This window comes from Corynebacterium riegelii (assembly GCF_001263755.1).
In the GTDB taxonomy this organism is placed as follows: domain Bacteria; phylum Actinomycetota; class Actinomycetes; order Mycobacteriales; family Mycobacteriaceae; genus Corynebacterium; species Corynebacterium riegelii.
This window is the reverse complement of sequence record NZ_CP012342.1, coordinates 1653919-1676953: the sequence shown is the minus strand read 5'-3', so window position 1 is coordinate 1676953 and position 23035 is coordinate 1653919. Positions and strand designations below refer to the sequence as shown.

Here is a 23035-nt window from a genome sequence, read left to right as displayed (position 1 = left end):
AGTCCAGGAGGACAACAAGTGGCAAAGGCAAAGTTCGAGCGTACGAAGCCGCACGTCAACATTGGCACCATCGGTCACGTCGACCACGGCAAGACCACCACCACGGCTGCCATCACCACCGTGCTGGCTCAGGAGTACCCGGAGGAGAACAAGGCGTTCGACTACTCCGCAATTGACAAGGCTCCGGAAGAGCGCGAGCGCGGTATTACCATCAACATCTCCCACGTGGAGTACAACACCCCGAAGCGCCACTACGCTCACGTGGACGCCCCGGGCCACGCCGACTACATCAAGAACATGATCACCGGCGCTGCTCAGATGGACGGCGCAATCCTCGTGGTTGCAGCTACCGACGGCCCGATGCCGCAGACCCGCGAGCACGTGCTGCTGGCTCGCCAGGTTGGCGTTCCGTACATCCTCGTTGCACTGAACAAGTGCGACATGGTCGATGATGAGGAAATCATCGAGCTGGTTGAGATGGAAGTTCGTGAGCTGCTGGCTGAGCAGGAGTACGACGAGGATGCACCGATCATCCACATCTCCGCACTGAAGGCTCTCGAGGGCGAGCAGAAGTGGGTTGACTCCATCCTGGAGCTCATGCAGGCATGTGACGACTCCATTCCGGACCCGGAGCGCGAGACCGACAAGCCGTTCCTGATGCCGATCGAGGACATCTTCACCATTTCCGGCCGCGGCACCGTGGTTACCGGTCGTGTGGAGCGTGGCGTGCTCAACCTCAACGACGAGGTCGAGATCATCGGTATCCGCGAGAAGTCCCAGAAGACCACCGTTACCTCCATCGAGATGTTCAACAAGCTTCTCGACACCGCTGAGGCTGGCGACAACGCAGCTCTGCTGCTCCGTGGTCTGAAGCGTGAGGACGTTGAGCGCGGCCAGGTCATCATCAAGCCGGGCGCTTACACCCCGCACACCAAGTTCGAGGGCTCCGTCTACGTTCTGTCCAAGGACGAGGGCGGCCGCCACACCCCGTTCTTCGACAACTACCGTCCGCAGTTCTACTTCCGTACCACTGACGTGACCGGCGTTGTGAAGCTGCCGGAGGGCACCGAGATGGTTATGCCGGGCGACAACGTTGAGATGACCGTTGAGCTCATCCAGCCGGTTGCTATGGACGAGGGCCTGCGCTTCGCTATCCGCGAGGGCTCCCGCACCGTCGGCGCTGGCCGTGTTACCAAGATCCTCGGCTAATTCCAGCCACCAGGGTCTAACTGGGTAACCCAGTAACGCCTTAAAGGCCGCCACTCCCACACGGGAGGGCGGCCTTTTTGCATGCCCGGATACATGCGCAGGTGTTTGGGGGTAGGTGTTTGGGCAGCTATGGCCAGGATCGGGGAGCCTGCCCGGTCCTGTCCGGTCCGGTCCTGTCCTGTCCGGTCCCAACAGATATGCAGGGGAAGAAATGCAGGTCTGCAGGTAGCGGCCATTTTTCATTAAGGCCGGTCTTATTGAAAAAACGCTCTGAGCTGGGAACCTGCATATCTTCCCCTGCATATCTGTGTTCCAGCGCTGTTCGCAGGCCCCTCGTTCTGCTTACGCAAACGCGATCAACGTGAGGAGGCCGCGCTAGCAGCACGAACTCGCGGCGCCACCTTGTGCCAGATCAGATGGGACGGGCTCGGCTACAATGCTCGCGTGCACGAAACTGACCCGACCCGCATCCCCAAACTCATTGCGAGGCTCCAAGATGCGTGGGAAGGCCAACCAGACCTTACACTCCCGGCTTTTCTAGGTGTGTTGCAGAACCGTGGACTGTCCTGGGGCTCCACCGAGGACGAGCTGCTGGCAATCCTGGATGAGGTTGCAAGAGAACACCCATCCCTGCTGACAGCGCCACTGGAACGCACTGTGTGCATCGCTACGACAGCGCCACAGCTCACCATCACACTGACAAGCACCACGGCGATAGTGCGAAACGCTGCAGACCCGAAACGGATGCCCGGGGTGTGGCGCTATGACGCCTTCCGGCCAACAGGGCCGGGCCGGCCACTGGTGGTGCGGGATACAGAAGGCGTAGAGCACCGGCTGGGCGTCGTTGAAATGATCACCGGGTTGCCACCGAAAGACGCCGACATGCTCGATGGCCTGCGGCGTGTGGACGTCGGCTCGGAACGCTGGCTCCTGCAATGTGAGGACGGCTCTAGGGTGATCCTCGGGCAGCGGATCTGGTTATGGACTGTGCAGGGGAGACAATCGCTGCTTGAAACGATCGCGTGGGACCAGCTGCTGGCTTGTACGCCGGGCGCTGAGATAGTTGTAGCCCCAGCCGGCGGCGGGAGGCCGCGCAAACTGGGGCTACTGAAAGAGGCGTATCTGTTGGAGGCCTAAACGCTGGTAGCGGCTACGCTGCGACGCGGTCCAGCTGCAGCTTCCACACCGTGTCAATTTCCATCGTGTGGTTGGCTACGCGGAAATCCTCGTTAGCGCTTTCAATGGCGCTGATCGCCTCACCCAGGTCATAGGAAGGGTTAGCGATGACGGTAAAGGTAGCGGTTGGGCGTTTGCCCACCATTGCAACCTTGCACGACGCACGCGATACGGACGGGGATTGCGTAATCGCCGTACAGGCCGCCTCGGCAACGCGCTGGACATTGATCACCGTGTCGCCGTGTGCCGGGTCCGCTGCCGCGATCTCCCTGTTGGAGAACGCGCGGCTGCGGATGTTGGCCAGGATTAGCCACAGGCCGACGAAAAACAGGACGATCGCCGCGATAATCAGCGCGGTGTTGTACCAGCCGTAGTAGGGCACCTCCGAAATCGATGCCCGGTTGAACTGGTTAATCCAATCACTGACGTAGGGGATGTCCCAGTACAGCGCCACCGGCACAAAGCCAGCAACAATAAGCAGCAGTCCGAAGAGGAAGACTACGAGGCGGTCGAAGAAGGAAAGTCCCTTAGTCATCGCTGTACCTCCTGTTCAGTAGTAGCGGTCTCCGGCGCAGGTGCCGGCTGGTTCACCTTCACTGCCACCGCAGGCGGCGCCTGCAGACGGCTGAACTCACCATTAAGCAGGCTGGTCACACGCTCCTGGGTTGAGCCAGTGCCGTCATCATCAACCTCAACCGTCAGCTTCTTACGGTTCGCCTTCGAGCGGACCGTAGTGCTGCCGGTCTCAGCGCGGGCTGCGTTGGTTGCCTTGCGGGCAATATCCACGGGACGTACCCAAATAGAAGCGGGGGAGTCCACGCGCACATGGGTACGAGCCCTCGGGATGAAGGCGGTGATGACAAACCAAAGCCCGACAAGGGCGATGATGATGCCGAGGGTGACCACCTTTGCGTCGATAAGCGAGGAAGCCATCGTGTTAAATACCGGCAACAACCAAGAGGTAAACGGCTGGTCCTGGGCGTAGAACCAAAGCTCCCGAACCAACACGCCGGAAAGCGCAATCAGGAGCACGCCAAGCACAACAGTGATCCAACGGACAGCCGGATTCGCACGCGGCTCAGCGCCAGGGTGCGGACCAAGCGGGCGGTTTGGCGCTTCCGTGTGGTCCTTAACGGGTGCGGTCATAATACTTCTCCACCGGTCGAATCGTGATTTGCTTCAACGGCTGCGGCATCGGGGCCTCAGGGCGCTTCACAGGTCTCGGCGAGGGCACCCCAACCGGACGCAAGTGCGGCGCCGCGGGAGCGCTTACCGGCACAACAGAGCTCCGGTTGATGTACACCTCTTTGAGCGCGCGCCGCGGCGGCACCGTAGCGCCCTTGACCGGGCGCGGGTACGGAGCGTGTACGGACGCAGCCTGCGGAACGAAACGCTGCACTTCAGCAAGCTGGCGCGGCTGAGGAGTCTCAGGCGAAAACGTCTCAAGCGGCGGTGGCACGACAACGTCGGTGAGCTGCAGCGGCGGTGCGTCAAAGCCTGTGGTGCGAACCTCAGGTGGCGCAGGAACCGTCACTTCGCGCAGTTCATCCAGCTGTGAGTCAACCTCAATCGGCGAAAGCGCGATCGGGTCCTTCGTTACCGGGGAGGTGACCGGCGAAGGGGATATGCGGATACCAACCGGCTCAGCCGATGCATTGTGGCTAGCCACATCATCCCAAGTCACACGGTGGCCGTCCGTCTCAGTTTGCACATTGGCCACGTGCACCTGAACGCGGGAAACATCCAGCCCACACAGGGAACGGATGTGGGCGATGATGGTGGCCCGCACCGCGTCCGTAATAGCCGCAACTGGGGCAGGGTAGGTGGTGGCAATCTCGGCCTCTACCGCAGCAATTGCTGAGGCGCGGTCCAAGTGCACATTCACCCGCGGGTACTTGCGCCCCGCAAGGCCAGCTAGCTGGGCGTCGAGGCTGAGTACACCGGGAACAGTGAGCACGGCCTGCTCTGCTACGTGCTCAACTGCCTTCTCGCTGATGTGGTAAAACGTGCCGTCCATTAGCTTTGGCCCTTGCCGGAGGTCTTGCTCACGGCGCGGGCCAAGTCCAGCCGGCCATCAAGCTGAGCGCCGATTACGCCACCGATGACGGTGAACAGCAGCAGCCAAATCAGGCCGAACACACCGCCAAAGGTGACGAAAAACGCAACGATCAGGCCGATGATGATGCCCAGCACCGTCTTGTTTTCGAAGATATTCATGGGGAACACCAAATCTTCCAGATTGTCTTCCAGTTAGTGTGACGCGCGGACAGCATCCGCCACCACAACGTCTACAAAACCGAGAGAAGTAGCCTGAAGTACCGCTTCACGAACGTCGGTTGCAACAGCCTGCACTTCGCGCTCAGAGCCAACGTCAAACACAACGTGGACCTCAAGGCCAAGTTCGGTGCCGTGCTCTCCGCCGTTATCGCCGCCACGCTCAACGCTGCGCCGAGAGTTACGAAGCCCCTCGATGCGTTCACCGGGAAGCAGAATTGCCACTTCGCCGAAGCGGCCTGCGTGGAGGCCGGCAACGCCGGAGACTGCAAGTGCTGCGGTACGGGCTGCCTCCGCGGTTTCTCGGGTTACGGAGGTCTGCGCCATAACTACTGGCCCAGTGCCGGGTTAGCAGCCTGGTAGTTCACGTTCTCGTCGTACTGCTCGGACAAAGCGGTCTCCTGCTCCGGCAGGTTCACGTCATGCACAGTCACATCAACGCGGTCCACAATCAGGCCCGTCATGCGGGTAATGGCAACGGTGATGTTCTCGCGGATAGCGTTAGCCAGCTCGTGGATAGCAACGCCGTACTCAGCGATGATGGCAACCGCAACGCTGACGTGTCCCTGGTCCACCGCAACGTTTACGCCCTGCTGGACGTTGGTGGAGGAGGTGAAGGACTCACGCACAGCACCCCACATACGTGCAGCGCCACCGCCGAGGTTGTGCACACCGGAAACTTCGCGAGCTGCGATGCCGGCGATCTTGCCCACCACGTTGTCATCAATAACGGTGGTGCCGTGATCGGTCTCCAGGTTCTCGTTGCGCGGGCGAACCTGCTCCGTCTCTACTGCCTTGGAATCGGCAGCGGAATCAGTGGTAGACGGGGTGTTCGGGGTCTTCGGGGTGTTGTTGTCAGCCATGATGATCCTTTCATTGGATTGGTGTACCTGCTCAACCCTACCCGTTTAGCCCCGCTGGGCGCTGGGCTCATGCATAATGTGGGTCCATGACGCAGGACATTCGCAAGACGCTTATCAGCGCATACTTCGGTGAATTTGGTGGACAGTATGTACCGGATTCGTTGTACCCGGTCTTAGATGAGTTGGAGCAGGCGTTTGTTGATGCTCGGCATGATGAGGAGTTTCTCGCCGAGCTTGCAGAGCTGCAGGCTAAGTACCTGGGGCGCCCAACCCCGGTCTATGAGTGCCTGAACTTGCCGCGCTCCAAGAAAACGGGCAAGAAGCTTGAAAACGTCCGTCTGTTTTTGAAGCGTGAAGACTTGGCGCACGGCGGTGCGCACAAGGCTAACCAGGTGTTGGCGCAGGCGCTGATTGCAAAGCGTTTGGGTAAGCGTCGCCTGATTGCAGAGACCGGTGCAGGCCAGCACGGTACCGCTACCGCTATGGTGGCTGCGCTTCTGGGCATGGAGTGCGTTATTTATATGGGTGCGCAGGATGTTGCGCGCCAGCAGCCGAATGTTCGCCGTATGCGCCTGATGGGTGCGAAGGTCTCGCCGGTGACCAATGAGGACGGCGGCTCCATGTCGAATGCGATTGACGTGGCGCTGGGGGACTGGCTGGAGAACCTTTCCACGACGCACTACGTGCTGGGTTCCGCCTGCGGCCCGCACCCGTTCCCCACGTTGGTCAAGGAGTTTCAGGCTGTGATCTCGCGCGAGTCGCGTGAGCAGATGCTGGCTGAGACTGGTCGTTTGCCGGATGCTGTCATCGCTGCCGTTGGTGGCGGCTCCAATGCCATCGGTGCATTCGCGCAGTACTTGGAGGATCAGCCGGGCAATGACAAGGTGCGTCTGATTGGTGTTGAGCCTTCGGGCGAAGGCCTGGACACCAATAAGCATGGTGCGCCGCTGGCTCACGGCAAGATCGGTTTCCTCCACGGCTCTCGTTCCTATGTGGTCACTGACCAGGATGGTGAGCTGATGGCTGAGTCACATTCGGTGTCTGCCGGCCTGGATTACCCGGGCGTTGGTCCGCAGCACGCGTATCTGAAGCAGACGGGCCGCGCTGAGTACGTGGTGGCGTCCGATGCGGAGGCGCTGCAGGCGTTTCGTATCCTCTCGCGTTATGAGGGCATCATTCCTGCCCTTGAGTCCTCCCACGCGTTGGCGCACGCGCTGCGCATGGCGGAGGAGGCGGAAGAGACTGGTGAGGAGCTGAACCTCTTGGTCAACCTTTCCGGCCGTGGTGACAAGGATATGGACTACGTGTTCAACATCCTGGGGGACCAGATTTTTGAGGACCCGTATGAGTCGCCCGTGGCGGACATCAAGGTCACCGAGGTGCTCGCGGAGATGACGTCCGCTTCCAACGAGCGGGAGGCCGGTAACGCGGTTTCGCACCACTAGGGAGCTTTTGCTTATCGACGCACCCCCGTCCCAACATTCTCACGCGCGACGGGGGTTTGCGCTTTTGTGGCCTTTGTGTTTAAATACTCGGGTTGCTTTGACATGGCTCGTTGTAAAAGGCGAGCGATGGTGAGGTAACCATGACACCTTCACCGGGAAGGGGCCATGGCAAATAAACAGCGGCAGTACGCGAAGAGTCACGCACCCTTCCGAGTCTGACACCCACGTCATATATGTGCCTTATGTAGGTATGTAGGCGCGGGGAAAGCACTGGAGACGTACGCGAGCAGTTTGTTGCACGCCCGTCCCAACTTTCTGAAGTGTCATGACAGTCAATTACAAGACACTGGCGTTGAGCCAAGGGCCCAGCCCGGACAACGTTATAGAGAAACTAGAAGCTACAACCCCACCGCTTCGCTCTCGTTTCACTTCGTTCAACTTCGAGCGAAGCGAGAGTTGAACGTGGGGATGCGAGGAAGAGGTAAGCGTGGCGGGACAGAAGATCCGCATCAGGCTCAAGGCCTACGATCATGAGGCGATCGACGCATCCGCGAAGAAGATCGTTGAGACGGTCACCCGCACGGGTGCCCGCGTCGTGGGGCCGGTGCCGTTGCCCACTGAAAAGAACGTGTACGCCGTCATTCGTTCTCCGCACAAGTACAAGGATTCTCGCGAGCACTTCGAGATGCGCACCCACAAGCGCCTCATCGATATTCTCGATCCGACGCCGAAGACCGTCGATGCGCTCATGCGCATTGACCTTCCGGCCAGCGTTGACGTGAACATCCAGTAAGCAGGAGAACTGAAATGTCTGACAACCAGATGAAGGGCATTCTGGGCAAGAAGATCGGCATGACCCAGATCTTCGACGAGGACAACCGTGTTATCCCGGTTACCGTCGTCGAGGCTGGTCCGTGCGTGGTCACCCAGATCCGCACCCCCGAAATCGATGGCTACTCTGCCATCCAGATCGCTTATGGCGATATTGACCCCCGTAAGACCAAGAAGCCGCAGGCTGGTCACTTCAAGAAGGCCGGTGTGAACCCGCGCCGCCACGTCGTGGAGATCCGTATGGATGACACCTCCGCGTACGAGGTTGGCCAGGAGTACAACGCCACCATCTTTGAGGGTGACACCTACGTTGACGTGGTCGGCACCACCAAGGGCAAGGGCTACGCTGGCGCCATGAAGCGCCACGGCTTTGCTGGCCAGGGTGCTTCGCACGGTAACCAGGCTGCTCACCGTCGTGTGGGTGGCATCGGTGCATGTGCTACCCCGGGTCGCGTGTTCAAGGGCACGCGTATGGCTGGCCGCATGGGCGGTAACCGCGTTACCACCCAGAACCTGAAGATCCAACGCATCGACGGCGACAACAACCTGATCCTGGTCAAGGGTGCAATCCCGGGTGCCAAGGGCAGCATTGTTACCGTCAAGACCGCAGTGAAGGGCGGTGCTCACGCATGACGAACCTGACGCTTGACGTCCACACCGCTGATGGTAAGACCAACGGCTCCGTTGAGCTTCCGGCAGAGTTTTTTGACCGCGAGGCATCTATTCCCCTGATGCACCAGGTTGTAATTGCACAGCTGGCTGCAGCACGTCAGGGTACGCACGCAACGAAGACCCGAGGCATGGTTTCCGGCGGCGGCAAGAAGCCGTTCCGCCAGAAGGGCACCGGCCGTGCACGCCAGGGCTCGACCCGTGCTCCGCACTTCACCGGTGGTGGCACCGTCCACGGTCCGCAGCCGCGTTCCTACGCGCAGCGGACCCCGAAGAAGATGATCAAGGCCGCTCTCGCAGGTGCGCTGACGGATCGTGCTCGCAACGAGCGCATCCACGTGGTGGAGGATCTGGTCCCTGGCCAGAACCCGTCCACCAAGTCTGCACGTGCTTTCATCGAGCGCCTGACCGACCGTAAGTCCGTTCTGCTGGTCCTGGGCAGCGACGATGTGAATTCCCGCCTTTCCGCAAGGAACCTGCCGGGCGTGCACGTTATCGCTCCGTCCATGCTGAACACCTACGACGTCCTGAATGCAGACGACGTTGTGTTCTCGGTCGAAGCACTGCACACCTTCATCAACCGCGGCAACGTCGTGGCTGCACCTGCCGGCGCGGCAGCGACGGCTGAGGAGGAGAAGTAAATGGCTAAGGTTGCGAATCCGCGCGACATCATCATCGCACCGGTCCTCTCTGAGAAGACCTACGCGCTGATGGAGCAGAACACGTACACGTTCTTCGTGAACCCGTCTGCAAACAAGACCCAGATCAAGATTGCCGTGGAAGAGATCTTCGGCGTTGACGTTGCTTCGGTGAACACCGCCAACCGTGAGGGCAAGCGCAAGCGCTCCCGCACCGGCTTTGGCAAGCGTAAGGACACCAAGCGCGCCTACGTCACTCTCCGCGAGGGCAGCGACTCCATCGACATCTTCGGCGGTGCGACGGCCTAAGGCCATCGCTCTGATGAAGAGACGATAGAAAAGGACAAACTATGGCTATTCGTAAGTACAAGCCGACAACCCCGGGTCGCCGCAACAGCTCCGTTTCCGAGTTCGAGGAGATTACCCGCTCCACGCCGGAGAAGTCCCTGCTGCGCCCGCTCCCGAAGAAGGGTGGCCGCAACACGCACGGCCACATCACTACTCGTCACCGCGGCGGCGGCCACAAGCGTCGCTACCGCGTGATTGACTTCCGTCGTTCTGACAAGGACGGCGTGCTGGCAAAGGTTGCTCACATTGAGTACGACCCGAACCGCACCGCAAACATTGCACTGCTGCACTACTACGACGGCGAGAAGCGCTACATCATCGCGCCGAAGGGCCTGAAGCAGGGCACCGTTGTGGAGTCCGGTCCGAACGCCGACATCAAGGTTGGCAACAACCTGCCGCTGCGCAACATCCCGACCGGTACGACCATCCACGCTGTGGAGCTCAAGCCGGGCGCTGGTGCAAAGCTGGCTCGTTCCGCAGGTACGTCCATCCAGCTGCTGGGTAAGGAAGGCAACTACGCAGTGCTGCGTATGCCGTCTTCTGAGATCCGCCGCGTGGATATCCGCTGCCGCGCAACCGTTGGTGAGGTTGGCAACGCTGACCAGATCAACATCCGCTGGGGTAAGGCCGGCCGTATGCGCTGGAAGGGCTGGCGCCCGACCGTGCGTGGTGTGGTTATGAACCCGGTTGATCACCCGCACGGTGGTGGTGAAGGTAAGACCTCTGGTGGTCGCCACCCGGTGAGCCCGTGGGGCCAGAAGGAAGGCCGCACCCGCAACCCGAACCGTTACTCGAACAACATGATTGTGCGCCGCCGTCGCACCAAGAAGAAGCGCTAAGAGGAGGTAAGACAACATGCCACGTAGCCTGAAGAAGGGCCCGTTCGTCGATGAGCACCTCCTCAACAAGGTGGACGCTCAGAACGAGGCCGGCACCAAGCAGGTCATCAAGACCTGGTCTCGCCGCTCAACCATTCTCCCTGACTTCATCGGTCACACTTTCGCCGTCCACGACGGTCGTAAGCACGTTCCGGTGTTCGTCGACGAGTCCATGGTTGGTCACAAGCTCGGCGAGTTTGCACCCACCAAGACCTTTAAGGGTCACGTCAAGGAAACGAAGGGACGTCGATAAGCAATGGCTGACACCATCACCACTGCATCCGCGACGGCCAAGTTCGTGCGCACTTCCCCGATGAAGGCCCGCCGCGTGCTGGCTCTCGTCCGCGGTAAGTCTGTTGCTGAGGCTCTCGCGATCCTGAAGTACGCGCCGCAGGAAGCCGCTAAGCCGGTTGCCAAGGTCGTCGCTTCTGCTGCGGCCAACGCCGAGAACAACTTCGGCTTGGATCCGCGCACCCTGGTTATCGCAGAGTGCTACGCAAATGAGGGTCCGACCATGCGTCGTTACCAGCCGCGTGCACAGGGCCGCGCTTTCCAGATCCGTAAGCGCACCTCTCACATCACTGTTGTCGTCGAGTCCAAGGAAGAGGCGAACTAATGGGTCAGAAAATCCACCCCCACGGCCTACGCCTGGGCATCACTTCCGATTGGAAGTCCCACTGGTACGCCGACAAGAACTACGCCGACTACGTCGCTGAGGACATCAAGATCCGCGAGTTCTTCCAGAACAACCTGGAGCGCGCAGGCATCTCCGATGTTGTCATCGAGCGCACCCGTGACCGCGTTCGCGTGGACATTCACACCGCCCGCCCGGGCATCGTGATTGGCCGCCGCGGCGCTGAGGCTGACCGCATCCGCCGCGAGCTGGAGAAGCTCACCGGCAAGATGGTTGCGCTGAACATCCTCGAGGTCAAGAACGTCGACGCTGACGCGACCCTGGTCGCACAGTCCATCGCAGAGCAGCTTGTCAACCGTGTGGCATTCCGCCGCGCGATGCGCAAGGCTATCCAGTCTGCGATGCGCAACCCGCAGGTCAAGGGCATCAAGGTTCTGTGCTCTGGCCGTCTGGGCGGCGCCGAAATGTCCCGTGTTGAGCGCTACCACGAGGGCCGTGTGCCGCTGCACACCCTTCGTGCGGAGATTGACTACGGCACGGCTGAAGCACACACCACCTTTGGCGTCATTGGCGTCAAGGTGTGGATCTACAAGGGCGATGTCGTAGGTGGCGTTCGCGAGTCCGAGCTCAATGCGCCGAGCAATGAGCGTCGTGGCCGTGGCGACCGCGATCGTCGTCCGCGCCGCGGTGGCCAGCGCCGCCAGCAGCGCGCCGAGCAGAAGCAGGAGGGCTAAGCATGCTTATTCCTAAGCGCGTGAAGTACCGCCGTCAGCACCGCCCGACCCGTTCCGGCGTGTCCAAGGGCGGCAACAAGATCAACTTTGGTGACTATGGCCTCCAGGCTCTTGAGCCGGCTTACGTTACCAACCGCCAGATCGAGTCCGCTCGTATCGCTATCAACCGCCACGTCAAGCGTGGTGGCAAGGTCTGGATCAACATCTTCCCGGACCGTCCGCTGACCCAGAAGCCGCTCGGCGTGCGTATGGGTTCCGGTAAGGGCCCGGTTGAGAAGTGGGTGGCCAACGTTAAGCCTGGCCGCATCCTTTTCGAGATGTCCTACCCGAACGAGGAGACTGCAATGGAAGCTCTGCGCCGCGCTGGTGCGAAGCTGCCGTGCAAGACTCGCGTGATTAAGAAGGAGGACCAGTTCTAATGGCTGCCGGTACCCCCGCATCCGAATTCCGCGAGCTCAACGATGATGAGCTGCGTACCCGCCTGACCGAGGCAAAGGAAGAGCTGTTCAACCTGCGCTTCCAGCTTGCCACTGGCCAGCTGACCAACAACCGCCGCATCTCCACGGTGAAGCGCGACATTGCTCGCATCTACACGGTGCTGCGCGAGCGTGAGCTCGGCCTGTCCGTTGTACCCGAGTCTGCAGGAGCTGAGGCATAACCATGACTGAGGCAAACGTGACTGAGAAGAACACCGGCAAGGGCCCGAAGCACACCGAGGCTAAGCCGAAGGAGAAGGGCCTGCAGAAGCGCCGCCGCGGCTACGTCGTGTCCGACAAGATGGACAAGACGATCGTGGTCGAGGTTGAGGACCGTAAGTCCCACGCTCTGTACGGCAAGATTGTGCGTACCACCAAGCGTGTGAAGGCTCACGATGAGAACAACACCGCCGGCGTCGGCGATCTCGTTCGCATCGAGGAGACCCGCCCGCTGTCCAAGGACAAGCACTTCCGTCTCATTGAGATCATTGAGAAGGCTCGCTAGTTCTAGCTAGTTACTAGCGCCAAAGGCCGCACCCCCGTTTCCCGGGTGGTGCGGCTTTTCGCATTTTGCTTATCGACGCCCCACGCCACCAAACCTTCGGTACCTTTGACGGCATGTCTACTGAAAAATTTTGTGTAACCATTGCCCACGCTAAGAACGACACGGATCTGGCCACTGTTGGCTTTGTCGTAGCCAACGCTGCCGTCGGCTCCGCCCAGGACACCATGGTCTTCCTCTCCTCTGAGGGCGCCTACCTGGCTGTTGAGGGCTACGCTGACGACATCCACGAGGAAGGCTTCGCCCCGCTCAAGGAGCTCATTGCAAACTTCATCGCCGCTGGCGGTGCCCTCTACGTGTGCGCACCGTGCATTAAGAAGCGCGGCTACACGGAAGACCAGCTGATCGAGGGCGCGCAGATCGTCGGCGGCGCGAAGCTCGTCGAGTTCCTGGCGGACGGCACGCCGAGCGTGTCCTACTAGGCGTAACAACGTGGCAGAAGCAACTCACCCGTACGCGCCCCACACCAGTTTTGATGGGGGAGACCTTGACTGCGGCAATGGCCTGCTGCTGCTGATCCGTCAGCACATCGACCCGCTGGATCCGGGCCAGCTGCTGGAGATCATCTCCTACGAGCCGACTGTCCCGGATGATCTTCCTTCTTGGTGCCGGCTTACCGGCAATGAGCTGGTGAACATGATCGAGGAGACGGATCAAGGCCGCTGGCGTTTCCTAGTGTGTAAAGGCGCGTTCGCAGGGGCTGACACGCCTTCGGCTGACCCATCGGAGCCCGAGAGTGCGCCACAACCAGTGGCGAAGAAGCGCGGCGCAAAGCAGCGCAAGCGCCCACAGATGCCGGTGACCCAGGAAGTGGTCACCCCCACGGTGCCAACGGATTTCCCGGCGCCTGCGTCGGCGCCGCAGATTGCGCCGCTTTCGGTAATGACCATGGGGTCGTGGCCGCGTAAGCCGTGGCTGCTCGAAGCGGTGCACGAGAATTTGGCTGGCCGGATGCCGGAAGATCAGTTCCAGGCCACCGCCGATGATGCGGTGGAGCTCGTGTTGGCCGCCCAGCAGCGTGCCGGCGTGGATGTGGTTACTGACGGTGAGATGCGCCGCGACAACTACTCCAGCTTTGTCGCGGGAAGGCTGCAGAACTGCCAGCTCATTCCTATTACGGACCTGCTGCCGTACGTGGATGATCCGGAGGAGTTTGAGCGCGAGCTGCGCGCGTTGGACGTTCCTGCCGGAGATGTCCGCCACCCCGCGGTCTTCGGCCTGCTTGGGCGCGATAAGCCGCTGGTGGCTCATGAGGTCCGCTTCCTGCAGTCCCTGACGGACGCGCCGGTGAAGGTGTGCCTGCCTGGGCCGTATCTTTTGACCCGCACGATGTGGATGGAGTGCGTCTCTGACCGGGCGTATGAAAGCCGTGAGGAGATGGCCGTCGACATTGTGCGCGTGCTGCGCGAGGAACTCCATGAGCTGTACTCGCTGGGCACCGCGATGATTCAAATTGATGAGCCGGTGCTGACTGAGGTGGTCTACAGCCGACACGACGGTGGTGGGCGTACCTTTATGTGCGGCGCGCTCGATGAGCTGTCCGGCAGCGTGGATGAGGAGCTCGCGTTTGCGCAGTCGCTGCTTGAGCAGCTGACGGAGGGCTTCGACCCGCAGCGGCTTGCGTTGCATGTGTGCCGCGGCAACTGGACCACGGACGAATCGGCGGCACTCGAAGGCGACTACGCCCCGTTTGTAGACCTGTTTGCTGCACTGAATGTGGGCACGCTCTCCTTGGAACTGGCCACTCCACGTGCCGGCAGCTTGGATGCGCTGAGCGGGATTCGCGAGGACCAGCGGGTCTGCGTCAGCGTGCTCAACCAAAAGCAGCAGGCACTTGAGCCGACGGAGGACGTGGTGGCCCGCATTGCCGCTGCGGTTGAGGCCTTTGGCACAGACCGCGTGCTGCTGAGTACTGACTGCGGGTTTGCAACCTTTGCGGACAACCCGATCGTGGCAGATCGCCTTGCGCAGCAGCAGCTGGCGCAGATCGTCCAAGCGCGCGACACCTACCTGCAGCAGGTGGGGGATACGCAGTAGTGGAGCTTATGGAAGAGCCGCCCGAGTCGCAGCACTATTGGGATGCGGAAGACATCGCCTGCGGTGATGTACTCGTGCGGCTTTTCCTGCTTTTTCGGGACCAGATGGAGGTCGGCGACGTGCTCCACCTGCGCTCTATCAACGAGGCTATTCATATTGACCTCTACGCCTGGTGTGGGCTGACCGGTAACAAGCTGCTCTATACGGACCCGCCTCATTACTACCTGCGTAAAGCGGAGTAACTAAGAAAGTTCAGCAACTGTTCACCTGGACTTCCCCGATTGGTTAGGTAGCGGAAATAACGTTTGCAGCGTTTGTGACCGCTAGCAAAACATCGCTACCAACGTTTCCCGGGGAGAACATCCATGTCTTTGAAGGGTAAGAACCTTTTCCACTCCAAGCGTTCCAGCCTGACCTGCACCTACAAGTGCGGCAACGCCTGTGCTGGTGAATGCACCAACGAATCCGATAACCCGTACTTCGGCGACATCATGTCGCGTCGTGGCGTGCTGAAGGCCTTCGGTGCCTCCACCGTGGCGTTCGGCGGCACCGCTGTGTTGGTTGCCTGCGGCGCTGAAGGCGATGCGGGTACCGAAACCCAGGCTGCAACCCCCACTTCCAGCGCTGATGCTGCAGCTGCTGTGATCACCCCGGTTGCTGGCATGCGCTTTGAAAGTGTTGCGCCGAACGAGAAGGACGAGGTTGTTGTCCCGGCTGGCTACGCCACCTCCGTGCTGATTGCCTGGGGCGACCCGGTGTACGAGGACGCTCCGGAGTTTGACCCGAACAACCAGACCGCTGCAGCCGCTGCCCGCCAGTTCGGCTTCAACAATGACTTTGCTGGCCTGATGGAGCACCCGACGGACAAAAACCGCATGGTGTACGTCTGCTCGCACGAGTACTCCACGGAGCCGCAGATGCTGCCGAACTACGATCCGGAGAACCCGACGGATGAGGAAATCAACATCGGTATTGTCAGCCACGGTCACACCATCCTGGAGGTCTCGCGCGACGAGAAGACCGGTGAGCTGACCCGCGAGTTCGGCCCGCTGAACCGCCGCATCACCGGCGAGACGGAGTTCAAGATTGTCGGCCCGGCTGCTGGCCACGACCTGCTGAAGACCTCCGTGGACCCGACTGGCACCAAGGTGTTCGGCACCTTCAACAACTGCGCCGGTGGCGTGACCCCGTGGGGCACCTTCCTGTCCGGTGAGGAAAACATTGACCAGTACTGGGCAAACGCGAAGGCTGTGACGGGCGATCGCCCGGCGGCTGATGTGAAGCGCTTTGGTGTGCCGGAGGAGGCGTCGGAACGCAAGTGGGAGCGCCTGCACGACCGCTTTGACCTGGCGAAGGAGCCGAACGAGTTCAACCGCTTCGGCTACTTGGTGGAGATCAACCCCTATGATCCGGAGTCCATTCCGGTCAAGCACACGGCTTTGGGACGCTTCAAGCACGAAGCCGGCAACATCCACGTCACCGAGGATGGCACCGTGGTGTGCTACTCCGGCGATGATGCTCGTTTTGAGTACATCTACAAGTTCGTTTCCTCCAAGAAGATCAAGGAGGGCGATGCTGCACACAACATGACCATCCTGGATGAGGGTACGCTCTACGTTGCCAACCTGGAGGGCAACTCCCCGGCAGGCGAGATCACCGGCGACGGTGACCTTCCTGAGGACGGCGAGTTTGACGGCACCGGCACGTGGATCCCGCTTCTGACCGCGCACGCGGACGGCACCGCTGAGTCCCACGTTGAGGGCTTCACCGGTGAGGAGGTTGCCATCTACACCCGCCTTGCTGCGGATGAGGTTGGCGCAACCAAGATGGACCGCCCGGAGGACTTCGAGGTCAACCCGGTTACCGGCAAGGTGTACCTGGCGCTGACCAACAACAAGTACCGCGGCGCCACCGGTGAGAATGAGAAGAAGAGCAAGGAAGACGTCACCGAGTACGCACCGATCCGCGAGAACAAGAACGGCCTGGTCATGGAGCTTGTAGATGACCACGCTGGCACTGACTTCTCCTGGAACCTCCTGCTGGTCTGTGGTGACCCGGAGGCGGCGTCGACCTACTTCAGCGGTTTCCCGAAGGAGCAGGTTTCCCCGATCTCTTGCCCGGACAACATCGCCTTTGACTCCCATGGCAACCTGTGGATCTCTACCGACGGCAACGCGTTGGGCTCCAACGATGGCCTCTACGCCATTGGCCTGGAGGGTGAGAACCGTGGCCAGACCAAGTGCTTCCTCACAGTCCCGTATGCAGCTGAGACCTGTGGCCCGATTGTGACGGACCAGCTGGTGCTGGTGAACGTGCAGCACCCGGGTGAGGAAGATGACGCTACCTTTGAAAACCCAGCTTCTCACTGGCCGGATGGTGGCACGTCTGTTCCGCGCCCGGCTGTGGCGCAGGTGTTCCGCCCGGACGGCCAAATGATTGGTATGGAAAAGGCCTAACATCACGGGCCGTAAGGCTCACGGCGAACGTTCAGCAACCCCGCAGGAGATCTAGAGAGGTCCGCTGTGGGGTTTGCGGCTTTTTGCCTTTAAAATTTTGAACTATGTGTGGAATCGTTGGGTATGTCGGCGCTGCGAACAACAGTGAACGCGACGCAAAAACTGTCATTATTGAGGGCCTTCGCAGGCTGGAGTACCGTGGCTACGACTCAGCTGGTGTCGCCGTAGCAACAGGTGGGCGCATTGAATGCCGCAAGAAGGCTGGCAAGGTTGCTGACTTGGAGGCAGCGATTGCTGCCGCACCCCTTGACGCTTCCCACCTAGGTATTGGGCACACTCGTTGGGCTACGCACGGCGGCCCGACCGACGCGAATGCACACCCGCATGTGGTTGGCAATGGTGCGCTGGCGGTGGTGCACAACGGCATCATCGAGAACTTCGCGCAGCTGAAAGCGGAGCTTGCAGAAAAGGGCTACACCTTTGTCTCTGACACGGACACCGAGGTTGCTGGCACGCTGCTGCTGGAGGTCTACAACACGGAGGCCAGCGGGGATCTCACCCGGGCGATGCAGCTGACCGCGCAGCGCCTAGAGGGTGCGTTTACCCTGCTGGCTATCCACGCGGACCACCCGGACCGTATTGTGGCGGCGCGCTGGAACTCCCCGCTGGTGATCGGCGTGGGCGAGGGCGAGAACTTCTTGAGCTCTGACGTGTCGGGCTTCATCGAATTCACCCGCGACGCGGTGGAGATGGACAACGGCCAGATTGTCACGCTGACTGCTGATGGTTATGAGATCACTGACTTTGAGGGTGCGGTGGCTCAAGGTAAACCGTTCCGCGTGGAATGGGACATCACCGCCGCGGAGAAGGGTGGCTACAACTCCTTTATGGAAAAGGAGATCCACGATCAGCCGGCGGCTATCCGTGACACGCTCTATGGGCGTTTCAATGAGGACGGCCAGCTAACGTTGGATGAGCTGCGCATTGATGAGTCGCTGTTGCGCTCTATTAACAAGATCATCATCGTGGCATGCGGTACCGCGGCGTATGCCGGGCAGGTGGCGCGCTATGCCATTGAGCACTGGTGCCGCATCCCTACGGAGGTGGAGCTGGCGCATGAGTTCCGCTACCGCGACCCGATTGTGAATGAGCAGACGCTGGTGGTTGCCGTGTCCCAATCGGGTGAGACCATGGACACGCTGATGGCGGTGCGCCACGCCCGTGAGCAGGGTGCGAAGGTCATTGCGATCTGTAACACGGTGGGTGCTTCCATTCCGAGGGAGTCGGACGCGGTGCTCTACACCTACGCTGGCCCGGAGATCGCCGTGGCGTCTACCAAGGCGTTTATCTCCCAGATTGTGGCTGCCTACCTGCTTGCGCTGTACCTGGCGCAGGTGCGTGGCAATAAGTACGCCGATGAGATCCGCCAGATCATTGATCATCTGGAGGAGATGCCGGAGAAGCTGCAGAACGTGCTGGACAATGAGGACCAGGTCAAGCAGCTGGGCAAGGAGCTAGCGCAGTCCAAGTCGGTGCTGTTCCTGGGCCGCCACGTGGGCTTCCCCGTGGCGCTGGAGGGTGCGCTGAAGCTGAAAGAGGTTGCGTACCTGCACTCTGAGGGCTTTGCTGCGGGCGAGCTGAAGCACGGTCCGATCGCGCTGGTGGAGGAAGGGCAGCCGGTGTTTATCATCGTGCCGTCCAAGGGGTCGCGTCATAACCTGCACGCCAAGGTGGTCTCCAACATCCAGGAGGTCCGCGCGCGTGGTGCGGTGACCATAGTGATTGCAGAAGATGGTGATGAGGACGTGGTGCAGTTTGCTAACCACGTGATCCGCATCCCTGAGTCGGCTGGGCTGTTGCAGCCGCTTCTGGCTACGGTGCCGCTGCAGATATTCGCGTGTGCTGTGGCGGAAGCTCGCGGTTTGAATGTGGATCAGCCTCGCAACTTGGCCAAGTCTGTGACGGTGGAATAGCAACCCGGTAGCGCTCGAATATTAATGGGGTTATTTGCTAACCTAACTTCGTGAAAAATCGGAGAGTAACCCTCGGCGCTGCTGTGGTGGCAGCGTTTACAGCTTTGACACTCGCGGCGTGCGGTGGTGGCGCCGCCTCTGTTCCTGACACGGACACCGTGGTGCTTGCGCCGAAGGACGTGGTGGCCAAGGTTTCGGCTGCCGCGGACATTGGTTCGCAGGAGGTGGTGGCGCTGACCACCACGCTGACCGGGCCGGTGACCGAGGTGGATGTGCGCATTGGCCAGCCGGTACAGGAGGGCCAGATTGTGGCGCGGGTGGACACGTCTGGTGCGCAGCGTCAGTTGGATGCGCAGCGTGCGCAGCAGATGTCGTCGGACGTCGCAACGCAAAATGAGCTCCAGCGAGCCCAGCAGCAACTCTCCCAACAACAGGACGCGCTGAACCGGGGGCTCAACGGCCGGATCACTCAGGCTGAGGCGGCGCAGCGTGAGGCGCAGCTGCGTTACGACGACACGTTGGCCACCTTCAACCACCAAAAACAGCTCCACGAAGCCGGTTTGACACCGGAGGCCGTGCAGCAGGCGAACGCGGTGGACACCGCGCGCAGGAACGTGACCTTGGCGGGCCTGGATTCCGTGCGTGCGAATGCGGCGAACTTCATCGCTGCCTTTACGCAGCAAGTTGATGGGATCAGCCCCGTGGTGGGGATTTTGGAGTCTGACCAGCGCTACACGGGCGCGCAGCGCGATCTGGATGCGGCGCAGAAAGCCTACGATGCCTCGCTGCTGGGCGTGAACGCGGACTTGGAAGCGAAGCAGCGTGCGGTGGCTCAGGCGTTTCAGGCGAAAAACGACGCGGACATTGCGCTTGAGGTCACCCGCCTTGCGGTGCAGCAGGAAATCGATGCGAGCGCGGCGACTGTGGACCAGGCGCAGCGCAGTCTGAACGCCTCGCAGGCTGCCGCGGAGGTTGGCCAGAGCCAGCTGCGTGTGGATATTGCATCCGGTGAGGTGCGTTCCCCAATCAACGGCGTGGTCACCGAGGTGCTTGCGCAGCGCGGCCAGCCGTCCTCGGGACATTTGGCTACGGTTGCGGACCCGAACCGGCTGATCCTGACCGCCAACGTCAACGAGGTTGACTCCGGCAAGGTGCAGGTGGGCAACGAGGTCACCTTCACCACCCCGAGTAGCGGTTTGAAGCAGTACAAGGGCAAGGTTGTAGATGTCTCCTCGGTGGCAGCACCCGCACCCGGCGGGGCAGAGGGCGCTGGCCAGGCACCCGCGCGCCCGGAGTTCCCCGTGACCATCGAAGTCACCGGCGATACTGAGGGCCTGCGCATCGGCGGCACCGCCAAAGTCCAGATCACCACGGGTACCTCGAAGGCGGCGCTGACTGTGCCGCGTGAAGCCATCATTGATAAGGATGGCACCTACTCCGTACTCGTGCTTCGGCCTATCGACGGCAGCGACACCGAATTCGAAGTCGCCACCGCCGACGTCACGCTTGGCCTCGTCACCGACCTGGAAGCCGAAGTACGTGGCCTTGAAGAAGGCACCCGCGTAATCAAGACGCCGGGGGAGTACCGCGATCGCATTGGCCAGCGCGTAACGGTTGGCCCGGCGCTGGACGCGCCGGAGGAGGCGCCTGCGGAGACTGCGGAGGAGACGCCTGCGGAGACTGCGGAGGCGTCGGCAAGCGAGAGCCCCAAAGGCGAATAAGTGAACCTGCGTGAAGCGATCCGGCTGGCCGCGACCAGCCTGCGAGCCAACAAGCTGCGCTCCGTGCTCACCCTGCTCGGCGTGATCATCGGCATCGCCGCCGTTGTAGCCATCATGTGCCTGGGCAAAGGCATGCAGCAGCAGCTCCAAAGCGATTTTGAGCAGTTTGGTCTTAATGACGTCAACGTCCAAGTCAAAACCCGCCACTCCGAGTCCGATCCCTGGATGTACGAGGACGTCCCCGACGCCTCCCTGATCACACCAGACATGGTGGAGCAGCTGCGCGGATTCATCGGGCCGAAGGTGCAAGGTATTGCCCTGGACGCGGGCGGCGAATCCGCTCGCGTGACGCGCGGGCTGAACGAGGGCACCGTCACCGTGGATTTTGTCAACGCCGATTACATTGAGATCCAACGCCACACGATTACCGCCGGCCGTATCTTTACCGAGGACGACATTGTTGGCGACCGCGCTGTGGCCGTGATCTCGCCCGAGGTAGTAGACACGTACTTCAACGGGGACCCGGCCTCTGCCATCGGTGCGAGCCTGGACCTTGACGTGTCGGGACGCTTCGCATCCTTCCAAGTAGTTGGCGCTTACGGGCGTGCTGAGACCTCCTCGCCGCTGGTAGGCACCTTTGAAGAGGCGTCCATCTACGTGCCATACACCGCACAATCCCGCCTGAGTGCGAACCCGACCCAGGGCTTCCGCATGCTGCAGATTCGCACCCTTTCGCCGGACCTGACTGCGGATGTGACCAGCGACGTCAACACCTGGGCCGAACAGGCCTACGCAGATGATGCGGACTACGTGGCGAAGGTGCTAGACACCAAGTCTGAAATCGACCAAGTGAACCAAACCATGGCCATGATCAGTCTGGTTATCTCCGCCATTGGCGGGATCTCGCTGCTGGTTGGTGGTATTGGCGTGATGAACATCATGCTGGTGTCCGTCACGGAACGCACCCGCGAAATCGGCGTGCGCATGGCGCTGGGGGCGACGCGCCGGGCGGTGCGCACCCAGTTTGTTATTGAGGCGATGATGATCTGCCTGCTCGGCGGTGCCTTGGGCGTGCTGCTTGGTGCGGCGCTTGGCATGGCGGGGACGGCCGCCATGGGGTCGGTGGCGCTGCCGCCGGTGGGCGCGGTTGTGATCGCGCTGCTGTTCTCGCTGGGGATCGGCCTGTTCTTCGGGTGGTACCCGGCGAATCGGGCGGCGCGCATGAAGCCGATTGAGGCGCTGCGCTACGAGTAGGGCGCTGGTTTTGTAGCGAAACTACAGCAGGCCTGCGAGACGGCGCAGCTGGTGGAAGTGGTTGACCGGGCCGTGGCCCTGTCCCACGTTGAGCTCATCGGCATGCGCGATGGCTTCGTGGAGCCAGTCGGATGCCCACGCCAAGGCCTCGGCGGGGGTGGGGTCAATAGCAACGCGGGTGGCAAACGCCGAAGACAGCGAGCAGCCGGTGCCGTGGGTGTTCTTCGTGTTCACCCGAGTGAGCTCAGTAACCGTGACGTTGCCGTCCGGCGTGACCAGCGCGTTGGAGGCCATATCCCCAGTGAGGTGGCCGCCCTTAACCACGACGGTGACGTTGGCGTCGGCTGCAAAGCCGAGGCCGTGCTCGATGGCCTCCTTAAACGTCTGGGCAGGCTCCTTGCCCGTGAGCACAGCCAACTCCGGGATATTCGGGGTGACAAAGGTGGCGTGGTCGCGCACGAATTGGCGTAGTGCTTCCTCGGCGTCCGCAGTAAGCAGGCGGTCGCCTGAGGTTGCCACCATCACGGGGTCTACCACCACAATGTCTACGCGGTTGTCCTTGAGGAAGGAGGAGACGGTGTGGGTCGTTGTGGCGTCGCCAAGCATGCCGATCTTGAGAGCATCAACCGCAACATCATCGAATACCGCGGCAAGCTGCGCGCGCAGGAACTCCTGGGGCGGGGTGTGGATCTCGCGCACACCTTGGGTGTTCTGTGCGACCAGCGAGGTGACCACGCACATGCCGTAGCCGCCGGCGGCCGCGATGGACTTCAAATCCGCCTGGATGCCAGCGCCGCCAGTGGGGTCAGTGCCGGCGATGGAGAGAACGTTGGGGGTTTTGGTTGTCATGGTTTCCG

General features: G+C 61.2%; 27 protein-coding genes and 1 pseudogene. 21 read left to right on the top strand and 7 right to left on the bottom strand.

Features of this window, described 5'->3' with window-relative positions; genetic code table 11:
* Window positions 1-18: 18 nt before the first annotated feature.
* On the top strand, window positions 19-1209 hold the full coding sequence (gene tuf, locus AK829_RS08140; RefSeq protein WP_052205408.1) for an elongation factor Tu: 1191 nt from the start codon (window positions 19-21) through the stop codon (window positions 1207-1209).
* 444 nt (window positions 1210-1653) lie between these two features.
* The gene (locus AK829_RS08135) at window positions 1654-2346 is read left to right on the top strand and encodes a hypothetical protein (RefSeq protein ID WP_070465762.1); all 693 of its coding nucleotides are present in this window, start codon (window positions 1654-1656) and stop codon (window positions 2344-2346) included.
* Between the two features lie 13 nt (window positions 2347-2359).
* On the opposite strand, the gene AK829_RS08130 is transcribed toward AK829_RS08135, so the two are convergent.
* Genes AK829_RS08130 through AK829_RS08105 form a run of 6 tightly spaced genes read right to left on the bottom strand, consistent with a single transcriptional unit; the run spans window position 2360 to window position 5522 of the window.
* Window positions 2360-2920 carry an Asp23/Gls24 family envelope stress response protein gene (locus AK829_RS08130; RefSeq protein WP_052205406.1) on the bottom strand — a complete coding sequence of 187 codons (561 nt, stop codon included), beginning with the start codon at window positions 2918-2920 and terminating at the stop codon, window positions 2360-2362.
* Window positions 2917-3531 carry an Asp23/Gls24 family envelope stress response protein gene (locus AK829_RS08125; RefSeq protein WP_052205405.1) on the bottom strand — a complete coding sequence of 205 codons (615 nt, stop codon included), beginning with the start codon at window positions 3529-3531 and terminating at the stop codon, window positions 2917-2919. The genes AK829_RS08130 and AK829_RS08125 overlap by 4 nt, the downstream gene beginning before the upstream one ends.
* Window positions 3515-4402 carry an Asp23/Gls24 family envelope stress response protein gene (locus AK829_RS08120; RefSeq protein ID WP_052205404.1) on the bottom strand — a complete coding sequence of 296 codons (888 nt, stop codon included), beginning with the start codon at window positions 4400-4402 and terminating at the stop codon, window positions 3515-3517. Before AK829_RS08120 ends, AK829_RS08125 begins: the two co-directional genes overlap by 17 nt.
* The gene (locus AK829_RS08115; RefSeq protein WP_052205403.1) at window positions 4402-4602 is read right to left on the bottom strand and encodes a hypothetical protein; all 201 of its coding nucleotides are present in this window, start codon (window positions 4600-4602) and stop codon (window positions 4402-4404) included. The genes AK829_RS08120 and AK829_RS08115 overlap by 1 nt, the downstream gene beginning before the upstream one ends.
* Window positions 4603-4635: 33 nt before the next feature.
* Complete coding sequence (locus AK829_RS08110) at window positions 4636-4986, bottom strand: hypothetical protein (protein ID WP_052205402.1); 351 nt, start codon at window positions 4984-4986, stop codon at window positions 4636-4638.
* Between the two features lie 2 nt (window positions 4987-4988).
* On the bottom strand, window positions 4989-5522 hold the full coding sequence (locus AK829_RS08105; RefSeq protein WP_052205401.1) for an Asp23/Gls24 family envelope stress response protein: 534 nt from the start codon (window positions 5520-5522) through the stop codon (window positions 4989-4991).
* An 86-nt stretch (window positions 5523-5608) separates the two neighbouring features.
* On the opposite strand from AK829_RS08105, the gene trpB reads away from it, so the two are divergent.
* The 19 genes from trpB (at window position 5609) to AK829_RS08010 (ending at window position 22178) form a co-directional block, all read left to right on the top strand.
* On the top strand, window positions 5609-6967 hold the full coding sequence (gene trpB / locus AK829_RS08100; RefSeq protein WP_052205400.1) for a tryptophan synthase subunit beta: 1359 nt from the start codon (window positions 5609-5611) through the stop codon (window positions 6965-6967).
* Window positions 6968-7454: 487 nt separating this feature from the next.
* Window positions 7455-7760, top strand: coding sequence for a 30S ribosomal protein S10 (rpsJ, locus tag AK829_RS08095; protein WP_003848085.1), 306 nt, complete (start codon window positions 7455-7457; stop codon window positions 7758-7760).
* A 14-nt stretch (window positions 7761-7774) separates the two neighbouring features.
* Entirely contained in the window at window positions 7775-8431 is a 657-nt protein-coding gene (rplC, locus tag AK829_RS08090; RefSeq protein WP_052205399.1) for a 50S ribosomal protein L3, read from the top strand.
* Complete coding sequence (gene rplD, locus AK829_RS08085) at window positions 8428-9108, top strand: 50S ribosomal protein L4 (RefSeq protein WP_052205398.1); 681 nt, start codon at window positions 8428-8430, stop codon at window positions 9106-9108. Before rplC ends, rplD begins: the two co-directional genes overlap by 4 nt.
* Window positions 9109-9414 (top strand): 50S ribosomal protein L23, encoded by a 306-nt coding sequence (gene rplW / locus AK829_RS08080; protein ID WP_052205397.1) that lies wholly within the window; start codon window positions 9109-9111, stop codon window positions 9412-9414.
* Between the two features lie 41 nt (window positions 9415-9455).
* Complete coding sequence (rplB, locus tag AK829_RS08075) at window positions 9456-10292, top strand: 50S ribosomal protein L2 (protein ID WP_052205396.1); 837 nt, start codon at window positions 9456-9458, stop codon at window positions 10290-10292.
* A 16-nt stretch (window positions 10293-10308) separates the two neighbouring features.
* A complete protein-coding gene (gene rpsS, locus AK829_RS08070; RefSeq protein WP_052205395.1) occupies window positions 10309-10584 on the top strand; it encodes a 30S ribosomal protein S19 in 276 nt (91 codons plus the stop codon).
* A 3-nt stretch (window positions 10585-10587) separates the two neighbouring features.
* Complete coding sequence (rplV, locus tag AK829_RS08065; RefSeq protein WP_052205394.1) at window positions 10588-10947, top strand: 50S ribosomal protein L22; 360 nt, start codon at window positions 10588-10590, stop codon at window positions 10945-10947.
* Window positions 10947-11699, top strand: a complete 753-nt coding sequence (gene rpsC, locus AK829_RS08060) for a 30S ribosomal protein S3 (protein ID WP_052205393.1) — start codon at window positions 10947-10949, stop codon at window positions 11697-11699. The genes rplV and rpsC overlap by 1 nt, the downstream gene beginning before the upstream one ends.
* Window positions 11700-11701: 2 nt before the next feature.
* Complete coding sequence (rplP, locus tag AK829_RS08055) at window positions 11702-12118, top strand: 50S ribosomal protein L16 (RefSeq protein WP_052205392.1); 417 nt, start codon at window positions 11702-11704, stop codon at window positions 12116-12118.
* The gene (rpmC, locus tag AK829_RS08050; protein ID WP_052205391.1) at window positions 12118-12357 is read left to right on the top strand and encodes a 50S ribosomal protein L29; all 240 of its coding nucleotides are present in this window, start codon (window positions 12118-12120) and stop codon (window positions 12355-12357) included. The genes rplP and rpmC overlap by 1 nt, the downstream gene beginning before the upstream one ends.
* A gap of 2 nt (window positions 12358-12359) precedes the next feature.
* Window positions 12360-12680, top strand: a complete 321-nt coding sequence (rpsQ, locus tag AK829_RS08045) for a 30S ribosomal protein S17 (protein ID WP_052205390.1) — start codon at window positions 12360-12362, stop codon at window positions 12678-12680.
* Window positions 12681-12793: 113 nt separating this feature from the next.
* Window positions 12794-13159 carry a DsrE family protein gene (locus AK829_RS08040; RefSeq protein ID WP_052206457.1) on the top strand — a complete coding sequence of 122 codons (366 nt, stop codon included), beginning with the start codon at window positions 12794-12796 and terminating at the stop codon, window positions 13157-13159.
* A 10-nt stretch (window positions 13160-13169) separates the two neighbouring features.
* Window positions 13170-14774 carry a sulfurtransferase TusA family protein gene (locus tag AK829_RS08035; protein WP_052205389.1) on the top strand — a complete coding sequence of 535 codons (1605 nt, stop codon included), beginning with the start codon at window positions 13170-13172 and terminating at the stop codon, window positions 14772-14774.
* Window positions 14775-14782: 8 nt separating this feature from the next.
* Window positions 14783-15016 (top strand): sulfurtransferase TusA family protein, encoded by a 234-nt coding sequence (locus AK829_RS08030; protein WP_141738090.1) that lies wholly within the window; start codon window positions 14783-14785, stop codon window positions 15014-15016.
* Between the two features lie 123 nt (window positions 15017-15139).
* Complete coding sequence (locus AK829_RS08025) at window positions 15140-17230, top strand: PhoX family protein (protein ID WP_052205387.1); 2091 nt, start codon at window positions 15140-15142, stop codon at window positions 17228-17230.
* A gap of 104 nt (window positions 17231-17334) precedes the next feature.
* A complete protein-coding gene (gene glmS, locus AK829_RS08020) occupies window positions 17335-19203 on the top strand; it encodes a glutamine--fructose-6-phosphate transaminase (isomerizing) (protein ID WP_052205386.1) in 1869 nt (622 codons plus the stop codon).
* A 50-nt stretch (window positions 19204-19253) separates the two neighbouring features.
* Window positions 19254-20924, top strand: a complete 1671-nt coding sequence (locus tag AK829_RS08015; RefSeq protein WP_157045327.1) for an HlyD family efflux transporter periplasmic adaptor subunit — start codon at window positions 19254-19256, stop codon at window positions 20922-20924.
* A complete protein-coding gene (locus tag AK829_RS08010) occupies window positions 20925-22178 on the top strand; it encodes an ABC transporter permease (RefSeq protein ID WP_052205384.1) in 1254 nt (417 codons plus the stop codon).
* Between the two features lie 36 nt (window positions 22179-22214).
* Here AK829_RS08010 and thiD read toward each other — a convergent pair.
* Window positions 22215-23027 (bottom strand): annotated as a pseudogene (gene thiD, locus AK829_RS08005) (bifunctional hydroxymethylpyrimidine kinase/phosphomethylpyrimidine kinase); the annotation flags it as partial.
* Window positions 23028-23035: the final 8 nt, after the last annotated feature.